At 64.7% G+C, this 9,256-nt stretch carries 9 protein-coding genes; 2 read left to right on the top strand and 7 right to left on the bottom strand.

The genetic code is table 11. The annotated features are described in order from the left end of the window. The 3 genes from ACEN8I_RS22400 to ACEN8I_RS22390 all read right to left on the bottom strand — a co-directional run. On the bottom strand, positions 1 to 1,613 hold a 1,613-nt coding region (locus ACEN8I_RS22400), incomplete at its 3' end, for a pseudouridine synthase (RefSeq protein ID WP_413330833.1). A gap of 3 nt (positions 1,614 to 1,616) precedes the next feature. Then, positions 1,617 to 2,450, bottom strand: a complete 834-nt coding sequence (gene scpB, locus ACEN8I_RS22395) for an SMC-Scp complex subunit ScpB (RefSeq protein ID WP_413330832.1) — start codon at positions 2,448 to 2,450, stop codon at positions 1,617 to 1,619. A gap of 122 nt (positions 2,451 to 2,572) precedes the next feature. After that, positions 2,573 to 3,607, bottom strand: a complete 1,035-nt coding sequence (locus tag ACEN8I_RS22390; RefSeq protein ID WP_413330831.1) for an RluA family pseudouridine synthase — start codon at positions 3,605 to 3,607, stop codon at positions 2,573 to 2,575. 17 nt (positions 3,608 to 3,624) lie between these two features. On the opposite strand from ACEN8I_RS22390, the gene ACEN8I_RS22385 reads away from it, so the two are divergent. Beyond that, complete coding sequence (locus tag ACEN8I_RS22385; protein WP_413330829.1) at positions 3,625 to 4,449, top strand: outer membrane protein assembly factor BamD; 825 nt, start codon at positions 3,625 to 3,627, stop codon at positions 4,447 to 4,449. Here the strand turns inward: ACEN8I_RS22385 and ACEN8I_RS22380 are convergent. Beyond that, positions 4,412 to 6,418: an ATP-dependent DNA helicase gene (locus ACEN8I_RS22380; RefSeq protein ID WP_413330828.1), complete on the bottom strand. Its 2,007-nt coding sequence runs from the start codon at positions 6,416 to 6,418 to the stop codon at positions 4,412 to 4,414. The genes ACEN8I_RS22385 and ACEN8I_RS22380 overlap by 38 nt on opposite strands. Beyond that, entirely contained in the window at positions 6,418 to 6,621 is a 204-nt protein-coding gene (locus tag ACEN8I_RS22375) for a DUF465 domain-containing protein (protein WP_007871178.1), read from the bottom strand. The genes ACEN8I_RS22380 and ACEN8I_RS22375 overlap by 1 nt, the downstream gene beginning before the upstream one ends. 84 nt (positions 6,622 to 6,705) lie before the next feature. Here ACEN8I_RS22375 and ACEN8I_RS22370 point away from each other — a divergent pair, with 84 nt between their 5' ends. Further along, a complete protein-coding gene (locus ACEN8I_RS22370; protein ID WP_413330827.1) occupies positions 6,706 to 7,494 on the top strand; it encodes a PP2C family protein-serine/threonine phosphatase in 789 nt (262 codons plus the stop codon). On the opposite strand, the gene ACEN8I_RS22365 is transcribed toward ACEN8I_RS22370, so the two are convergent. Together ACEN8I_RS22365 and zapE are read right to left on the bottom strand one after the other, a co-directional pair. Continuing rightward, positions 7,480 to 8,145, bottom strand: coding sequence for a hypothetical protein (locus ACEN8I_RS22365; protein WP_413330826.1), 666 nt, complete (start codon positions 8,143 to 8,145; stop codon positions 7,480 to 7,482). The genes ACEN8I_RS22370 and ACEN8I_RS22365 overlap by 15 nt on opposite strands. Next, the gene (gene zapE / locus ACEN8I_RS22360) at positions 8,142 to 9,245 is read right to left on the bottom strand and encodes a cell division protein ZapE (protein WP_413330824.1); all 1,104 of its coding nucleotides are present in this window, start codon (positions 9,243 to 9,245) and stop codon (positions 8,142 to 8,144) included. The genes ACEN8I_RS22365 and zapE overlap by 4 nt, the downstream gene beginning before the upstream one ends. Positions 9,246 to 9,256 lie beyond the last annotated feature (11 nt).

Genomic DNA, 9,256 nt, shown 5'->3' with positions numbered 1-9,256 from the left:
AAAAATTGGGCCCTCCCCCGGGGCCTGGGGGGCGGGGGTGTTGGGGGGGGGCCTGGGGGGGGGGGGGCCGGCCCCCCACGGCGCTGGCCGCCGGCATTGCCGCCGCCCCCCATGCCGGAGCCGCCGCGGCGCTGCTGGCCTTGGCCCTGGCGTTGCCGCGTGAAGGTGTCCGCGCCGATATAGCCGAACGAGGTTTTCATGGGATCGGGCTGGGCGCCGCCTGGAAGCTTGTCGCCGCGGTCACCGCGGTCGTCACGCCGTTTTTGCCCCTGCATGCCGTTGCCGGGAGGCGGCCCGTTACGGGGGCCGGGACCGGCATTGCCGCCCTGGCCGCGGCCTTTTCCGCCGCGGCGCCGGTTCCCGCGAGGCGCGGAATCGTTTCGCGGAAGCGGAGGCTGCGAGTCGTCGGGATCCTGGTCGACGCCGCCCTGCGCAGCGGCCCCGGAAGAAACTTCCGCCGGTGGCGCCGCAAACCGGTCGCGCCCGCCGCGCGGCCGCTCGTTCCTGCGCGGGCCCCGCCCCTGGCGCGGCTCGCCGCCTTCGCCGCCGGGCGCACCCACCTGGGGGCCTCCAGCGGCTGAGCGCGGATCGGCGCGGGATTCGGAACGCGTCACCGCATTGGTAAGAGCCCAGATGTCGCGCTCGTCCAACTCGACAAACGCGCCGCGCTTGAGGCCGCGCGGCAGGACCATGGCCCCGTAACGGATGCGGATCAGGCGGCTCACGGCGTGGCCGACCGCCTCAAACATGCGCCGCACTTCGCGGTTTCGCCCTTCGGAAATCGTCACCCGGTACCAGCAATTGGCGCCTTCGCCGCCGCCGGCCTCGATGGAGCCGAACTGGGCGACGCCGTCGTCAAGGGTCACGCCGTCAAGCAGGCGTTTTTTCTCTTCATTGTTCAGAGCGCCCAGCACGCGGACCGCGTACTCGCGCTCAAGGCCGAAGCGCGGGTGCATCAGCTTGTTGGCGAGCTCGCCGGAACTGGTCAGCAGGAGCAGGCCTTCGGTATTCAGGTCAAGCCGTCCCACCGACTGCCATTTTCCCTGGAACAGCTTGGGCAGGCGCCGGAAAACCGTCGGGCGGTTCTGCGGGTCGTCGTGCGTGACGACTTCGCCCGTCGGCTTGTGATAGGCGATCACGCGCGGCGGCGGCGGGTCTATGCGCACGCGGATGGGCTTGCCGTTGACTTTCACGGTGTCACCGAACTGGATGCGCTGCCCGATGTGGGCCGGCTCGGCATTGACTGAAATCCGCCCTTCCAGGATCAGTTGCTCCATTTCCAGGCGCGAACCCAGGCCGGCCTGGGCCAGCACCTTGTGCAGCTTGGGGGTCTCGGGCTGCGGCGACAACACACGCTTGGGCGGCGCGAGGGCGACGTCTTCCTCGTCGGCGTCAAACTGCCCCGTTACCACGTCTTCAAAGCGTATTGCGCCGGCGGCGGGAGCGGCGTTGCGTCCCCTGGCAGGCCGCGCGGGCGGTGGCGTATCGGCTTGCGCCGGCGTGATCAGCTCGGAAGCCTCCTGCGCGGGCTGCTCCTGGGGCTGCGTCTTGACCTGGTCTTCACCAGTGGGCATTTCCACGGGTTGCGAGACGGGAGGATCTTGTTGGGTCATTTTTTACATTCGTACGGGGAAATCGACGTCGTCCTGCCCGGAAGCTTCGGCATCGCCGTCGCCATGGGCTTGCGGTTGCGAGGCTTCGGTCACCGCTTCCACGGGTTCGGGCATTTCACTGTCAGCCACCTCGACGTTGCCGGCCGGTTCATGGCCTTCGCCCATGGCTTCCGGTTCCGGGGATTCGCTCACGCCGGCTGGGCCCTCCACAAGGTCGGCATCCTGTGCCTGCATGCCAAGTTGCAGCCCTTCGAGCTGCGCCTCGCCGTCGGCCAGCCCGGCCATGCCAAACTCGATCTGCTCAAGCATGGCGGCAGGCGTTGAGGTGTTGCTTTCCATGACAGGAAGCTGATCCAGCGACTCCACCCCCAGGTCATCCAGGAATTGCCGGGTGGTCGCATACAGCGCGGGCCGCCCGACGGTTTCGCGATGGCCTATGACCTCGACCCAGCCGCGATCCTCCAGTTGCTTGAGGATCATGCTGTTGATCGTCACGCCGCGGATATCTTCCATGTCACCGCGCGTCACGGGCTGGCGGTAGGCGATGATGGCCAGCGTTTCCAGCGTAGCGCGGCTGTAGCGCGGGGGTTTTTCAGGATGCAGCCGGTCCAGGTACTCGCGCATCTGAGGCCGGCTTTGAAAGCGCCAGCCCGTCGCGACGTGCACCAGTTCCACGCCACGGCCCGCCCAGTCGTTCTGCAATTCTTCAAGTACCAGCTTGAGGCTGTCGGCAGTCAGTACCCCGTTGAACAGCACACCCATTTCACGCAGTGGCAGCGGTTGCTGCGCGCAAATAAGTGCTGTTTCGAGGACGCGCTTTGCATCCGTCGTATTCATGATTGTGGTCGTTCCGAAAAAGGGCGGAAAAAAAGGCCGGGAAAACGTGGGTTCGGCGCTTGTTCGCGCATGCATCCATGCGCAATCTCCTGGTCAGGAGCCATGGTGCAGGTAGCTGGAGACTACTGAATTTGATTGTATATCAGGCCCAAACCGGCCATAGCGGCCTGAAGGTCGGCGGGCGGCTCGGACCGGAACTCCATGGGCTTGCCTGTGACGGGATGGCTGAAGGCCAGGCGCCAGGCATGAAGGCCCTGTCGGCCCAGGCCCCCGGCGGGCGCTCCGCCATAGAGCTCATCGGACACCAGCGGATGGCCCAGAAGCGCCATGTGGACCCGGATCTGGTGGGTGCGCCCCGTATGCAGCTTGCACTTGACCATACAGTGCTTGCCGGCGTTTTGCAGCAACGACACCACCGTGGAGGCCGTCTTGCCGGCATTTTTCTCCAGGTCCACCACCGCCATGCGCAGCCGGTTGCGCGGGTCTCGGCCTATGGGGGCATCGACCTGGCGGGTCTTTGCGCCCTGCCAGGCGCCGTGGGCCAGGGCTACATACTCCCGGCTCACGTCGCGAGCGGCGATCAGGCCGACCAGTTGATCCATCACGGTTCGCTGGCGGGCGACCACCATCAGGCCGCTGGTGTCCTTGTCGAGGCGGTGGACGATGCCGGCGCGCGGCAGGAACACGGCCTGGGGATCATGCGCCAGCAAGCCGTTGAGCAGGGTTCCGCTCCAGTTGCCCGGTGCGGGGTGCACCACCAGCCCCGCCGGTTTGTTGACCACCATCAGGTAAGCGTCTTCAAACACGATGTCCAGTGCCATGGTCTCGGGCTTGAAAGCCTGGCTTTGTGGCGTGGGGCGCAACTCGATCAGGAGCGTATCCCCAGCCTTGACTTTGGCAGAGGCCTTGGTCGCCGGCGCACCGGCCAGCGTCACCATACCGCTCTCAATCAGTTGCTGAAGATAGGTGCGCGAGAACTCGGGCACAATGGCGGCCAAAGCGCGGTCAAGCCGGCTGCCGTGACTCTCAGCGGGAACCGTCACCTCTCGCAACTCCATCTCGGCCGCTGTGTCCCCCTCCTCCTGGGCCTCGTCCGGGACGCTTTCGGGCGCAGCAGCGGCCGATATAATCAATTTGCTTTGTTCTGAATCAGTCATCAAGAAGGTCGATTGCAATGTTTTCCACCAAATTATCGGTTGTTCCCAATGCAATGCCGCTTCTTGCAGCCGTTTGCGCACTGTCCTTTGTGATCGCCGGCTGCTCCAGCACACCGGCTGTCGACAAGACGGCCACCTGGAGCCCCAACAAGATCTACGCCGAAGCCAAGGACGAAGCGAGTTCGGGCGCCTACGAAAAGGCGATTCCCCTGTATGAAAAACTCGAAGGCCGCGCGGCGGGCACTCCGTTGGCCCAGCAGGCCCAGCTTGAAAAAGCCTATGCCCAGTACAAGGGCGGCGAGCAGGCCCAGGCTATCGCGACGCTGGACCGCTTCATGAAGCTGCATCCCGCCAGTCCCGCCTTCGACTATGCGCTTTACCTCAAGGGCCTGGTCAATTTCAACGACAACCTGGGCATTTTTGGTTTCATCTCGCGCCAGGACCTGTCCGAGCGCGACCAGAAGGCCGCCAAGGAATCGTTTGAATCATTCCGGGAACTGGTGACCCGCTTCCCCGAGTCCAAGTACACGCCCGATGCACGCCTGCGCATGAGCTATATCGTGAACTCGCTGGCGCAATCGGAAGTGCATGTGGCTCGCTACTATTATTCCCGCGGCGCCTATGTGGCCGCGATCAACCGCGCCCAGACCGCGATCGCCGACTACCGCGACGTGCCCGCGCTGGAAGAAGCCGTCTACATCCTCTACAAATCCTATGATGCCCTGGGCATGGCCGAGCTGCGCGACGACGCCCGCCGCATCATGGAAAAAAACTACCCACAGAGCCCCTACCTCACCAAGGGCTTCAAGGCTGTAGACAATCCCTGGTACAAGTTCTGGTAAGACCGTCCAGCCTGTCCGTCAGCTCCTGCTCTGACGCCAGACGCCGCATGGGCGGCAACGCCCTCAGCAAACGCTTACCGTAGCCCATGGACGCCAGGCGGCTGTCGCACACGACCAGCACGCCCTCGTCGGTTTCACGGCGTATCAACCGGCCGGCGCCCTGCTTGAGCGCCACGGCCGCCTCGGGCAGAAAATAATCGTTGAACGCGCTGCGCCCCTGTGACTCCAGCAGCTTGGAGCGGGCCTCGGCCAAAGGGTCATTCGGCGGCGGAAAAGGCAATTTGTCGATGATGACCAGTTGCAGCGCATCGCCCGGCACATCGATGCCCTCCCAGAACGAGGCCGACGCCACCAGCACGCAGCCTTTGCCGCCGTTGGCGTTGCCCTCGCGAAAGCGCTCGATCAGCACGCGCTTGGGCATGGCGCCCTGCACCAGCACCTCCATGTCGGGCGACTCGCGGAAAGCGTCCCTGAGCGCGTCGCCAATGGTGCGCAAGGCCCGCAATGTGGTAGTCAACACCATCGTGCGGCCGCCCAGGTGCCGCGACCACCTGGCGGCGGATTCGGCGACCGTCAGCGTATGAAGGGGGTCTCCCGGCTTGGGAAAGGACGGCGGCACATAAAGCGCCGCCTGGCGTTCATAGTCGAAAGGGCTGCCGACCCGCAAGACCTGGGCCTCCTCCAGCCCGCAAGGCTGGGTGAACCAGCTGAGCTTGTCGTCGTCGCCCAGCGTGGCCGAGGTGAACACCCAGGTCTTGTCCACGCCATTGCCGGCACCCAAAACCTTGCTTTTGACGGCCTTGGAAATATCCAGCGGCGACTCGACCAGCCGCAGTTGGGTGCCCACGTCGGCCCAGCGCACGCAGCCCGGCTCACAGGCATGGACAAAGCGCCGGGCGCGTTCGGCCAGCTCCGTAGCGCGCTCATGCAGACGAACAAAGTCGGGGGCAATTTCACTGACGGTATCCAGGGCCGCGCAGGCCTGCTCACAGGAGGCGTGAACGGCTTGCAAAGCACCGTTCCATTCGTCCGCATCCAGGCCCTCGGGGGATTCATCCACCCACCTGAGCTTGGTCCCGGGGTATTGTTTTCCAGCGCACAGCCGCAGCTCGCGCGCGGCGTGCTCCACCGCGGACACCACTTCCTGCCAATCGACCAGGCCGCGCGCCAGTTGCAGGCCGGTGGCCAGCATGTCCCTGGCGAAATCCAGCAGCTGGCCGGTGGTCAGGTTGGTGCCCAGGAACTGCACGCCGGTTTCATTGAGCTGGTGCGCCTCATCAAAGATGGCGATGCGCACCGAAGGAAGCAGCTCGGCCACGCCGGACTCGCGCACCGCCAGGTCGGCGAAAAACAGGTGGTGGTTGATCACCACCACGTCGGCCGCCATGGCCTCCCTGCGGGCGAGATTCACGTGACAGGCCCGAAAACGCGGGCATGGGGCGCCCAGGCAGTTTTCGCGCGTGGAGGTCACCAGCGGGATCATGGGGGAACGCTCGTCCAGCCCCGGCAGCTCGGCCAGGTCGCCGGTACGCGTCACCTTGGACCATTCTTCAATCCTGGCCAGGGCGCGCACGGAAACGCCGTCGGGCAGGTAGGCCTCCTGGCGGGCCATCTCCATGCGGTGCAGGCACAGGTAGCTGGCCCGCCCCTTGAGCAGGGCCGTGCTCACGGGAAGCCCCAGCGCCTCAACCAGACGCGGCAGGTCGCGGCCGAACAGCTGGTCCTGCAAGGCCTTGGTCGCGGTCGACAGCAGCACGCGCTCGCCGCTCAACAGGGCCGGAACCAGGTAGGAAAAAGTTTTACCCACGCCGGTGCTGGCCTCGACCACCAGGGGGTAAGCCCCCTCAATGGCGCGCACCACGGCCAGGGCCATCTCGGTCTGTCCGCTGCGCGGCGTGAAGTGCTCAGCCGCCCGCGACAGCACACCGCCGGGCGCAAAAGCCTCTTCGACTTCAAGCGCGAGCGTCATCAGGCGGGCTCGGGGGGGTCCAGCGACAACTCGAGTTGAGCGATCTGGTCACGCAGCTGCAGGCGCCGCTTTTTAAGGCGTCTGAGCAGCAGTTCGTCGATGGGCATGGTGTGCGCCGCGATATCCACCAGCGCGTTGAGGTCCGCATGCTCCATCCTGAGTTCAATCAGCTGCCGTTCCGGGGAATGTAAATTTAAGTCCAAGGTTTTTTATCCGTACGCGCCGCTTCGCTTGATAATACGTCGATTGCGACCATAAATCGAGCCTCGCGCCCGAACGACCACACAATGTCCAAAGGTTATCGAATCACAGCGTCCACCGGTATCCACAAGGGAGATCGGGACTACCAGCAAGATCAGGTCAACCTGTTCAGCCACTCGCGGATTCCCGGCTGCATGCTGGGCATCGTGGCGGACGGCATGGGGGGCCGCAGCGGCGGGCGCAAGGCTTCCGACCAGGTCATGCTGACCGCCAAGCAGCTCTTTGACCGCTATGCGCCGGAGACCGATGACGCTCCCGCCATGCTCAAGCAGATCGTCGAGGAAGCGCACATCGTGATCAAGCTCACCGCGATCTCGGCCGAACAGGAACCCCACAGCACGCTCGCGGCCTTCCTGATCAACCCGGGTGGCGACTGCCACTGGGTGCACACCGGCGACTCCCGCATCTACCACTACCAGGGCAGCAAGCTGGTGCACAGGACGGTGGACCACTCCTATGTGCAGACGCTGGTCGATAAGGGCGAGATCACCGAGGACGAAGCCAACGTCCACCCCCAGTCCAACATCCTGATGGGCTGCCTGGGCACCGAAGACGCTCCGCCCATCACGCACCACTTCATTCCCCAGTTGCGCCCGGAAGACGTGTTGCTGGCCTGCAGCGACGGCGTCTGGCACTACTTCAGCGCCAGCGAAATGGGCTCGGCCCTGTCCATGCTGTCACCGCGCGAAGCCACCGAGTTCCTGATCCAGAAAGCCCGCTCGCGTGCACGCGGCGGCGGCGATAACCTCTCGTTGGTGATCGTCAAGCTCGAACCCCTGGCCCCCGAGCCACCGCCTCGCTTAGTCCTGGGGTAAAGGCAGGGACTTGGCCGGCGGCTTGGTCTGCTTGAGCCGGTCGCTTTCGTGCTGGGCCTTGCGCTCCTGGGCTTCCTTCACGCGGTCATTGAATTTTTTGGCCTCTTCGGCCGCCGTGGCTTTCTTGTCGCTTCTGGCCTGGGACTTCTCCTGGCTGCCCTTGAGCCTGGCTGCGCTGGCATCGCTGTTGCCCTGCTCACCGGCTTTGGCGGCGGCACGGTCCTCGTTCTTTTTCTTCTCCCGCTCCAGACGCGACTGGTAGTCGGCCGCGGCTTTTGCCCGGCGGTCGGCGGCTTCCTGCTGGTTTTCAGGTGAAGCCTTTTCCTCGGTCTTGCGGATCTGCTCGGCACCGCGGTTGCGCCGCTCTTCATCATTGAGCAGGATTTCCTGGCGGCGAAGGTCACCCATTACTTCGCGGCGACGCTCGTTGACCTTGCCCAGGCAGCTGTTGACGGCGAATTTTTTATAGCACTCGGCGTCTTCGGCCAGGAAACCCGCTTCCAGCCGGGCGCGCTCCGCACCGATCCTGGCGCGCTCGGCATCGATGCTGCGCGGTGCTTCGGCGGGCGCGGCCGGCTGCTGCGCCGCGGGTTGCGCGCCCGCAAGCATGCCCACGGTGGCGAGAAAGCATGCGGCGGCGAATTTTTTCATGTAAGGGTGGTATCCACGTTTCGGCGGTCAAGCGCCAGGAATTCCTTGGACTGCATTTCGTTGAGCCGGGAGACGGTGCGGGGAAACTCGTGCACCAGCGGGCCCTCGGTGTACAACGCCTCGGGAGCGACTTCTGCCGACATGATGAGCTTGACGCGGCGGTCGTACAGCACATCCACCAGCCAGGTAAACCGCCTGGCTTCCGAGGCCATTCGTAAGGGCATGTAAGGCACGTCACTCAAGAGCACAGTGTGGAACTGCGTCGCGATCTCCAGGTAGTCGTTCTGCGAACGCGGCCCGCCGCACAGCGTCTTGAAATCGAACCACACCACCCCGCCCGCCTTGCGCCTGGCCTGGATCTGCCTGGACTCGATCTGCAGCACCGGGTTTTCATCTTGGGACTCCGCCAACGCATTGAAAGTTTCCGTCATTTCGGCGTCGGCCTGGGGGCCCAACGGCGTGTGGTAAAGCCTGGCCTGCTCCAGGGTACGTCTGCGGTAGTCGGTGCCGTTGTCGACGCTGATGACCTCCAGGTTGGCCTTGAGCAGTTCAATGGCGGGCAGCACCCGGTCCCGGTGCATGCCGTTGGGATAGAGCTCGTCCGGATGGAAGTTGGAGGTGGTGACAAAGCCCACGCCGTTCTCGAACAGCGCCGACAGCAGGCGATGAAGAATCATGGCGTCGGTGATGTCGGCCACGTGGAACTCATCAAAGCAGATCAACCGATAGCGCTTGGCAATGCGCCGGCCCAGCTCGTCGAGCGGGTTGGCCGTGCCCTGCAAATCCTGCAGTTCGCGGTGCACCTCGCGCATGAACTCGTGAAAATGCAGCCGGACCTTGCGCCGCAGCGGGACTGCCCCGAAAAAGCAGTCCATCAAAAAGCTTTTGCCGCGCCCGACGCCGCCGTACATGTACACGCCGCGGGGAATGTCGGGCCGATTGATCAGCTTCTTGAAGGCGTTGGAGCGCTGCTCCTTGAAGTCGGCCCACTCGGAGGCGCAACGTTCCAGCGCCTCGACGGCGCGCAGCTGCGCGGGGTCGCTGACGTAACCCCGCGCCGCCAGTTCAGCGTCGTACGCCGCGCGTACCGGTTGAGCCACCGATTCAGTAC

The sequence above is a fragment of the Polaromonas sp. CT11-55 genome, from assembly GCF_047303325.1.
GTDB lineage: Bacteria > Pseudomonadota > Gammaproteobacteria > Burkholderiales > Burkholderiaceae_C > Polaromonas.
Note: the sequence above shows the minus strand (reverse complement) of the source record. Positions and strands in the feature narration are given on the sequence as shown.

Coding starts and splice junctions, on each gene's coding strand:
- scpB (WP_413330832.1), bottom strand. CDS start 2,450: ATGAATACGACGGATGCAAAGCGCGTCCTCGAAACAGCACTTATTTGC.
- ACEN8I_RS22390 (WP_413330831.1), bottom strand. CDS start 3,607: ATGACTGATTCAGAACAAAGCAAATTGATTATATCGGCCGCTGCTGCG.
- ACEN8I_RS22385 (WP_413330829.1), top strand. CDS start 3,625: ATGTTTTCCACCAAATTATCGGTTGTTCCCAATGCAATGCCGCTTCTT.
- ACEN8I_RS22380 (WP_413330828.1), bottom strand. CDS start 6,418: ATGACGCTCGCGCTTGAAGTCGAAGAGGCTTTTGCGCCCGGCGGTGTG.
- ACEN8I_RS22370 (WP_413330827.1), top strand. CDS start 6,706: ATGTCCAAAGGTTATCGAATCACAGCGTCCACCGGTATCCACAAGGGA.
- ACEN8I_RS22365 (WP_413330826.1), bottom strand. CDS start 8,145: ATGAAAAAATTCGCCGCCGCATGCTTTCTCGCCACCGTGGGCATGCTT.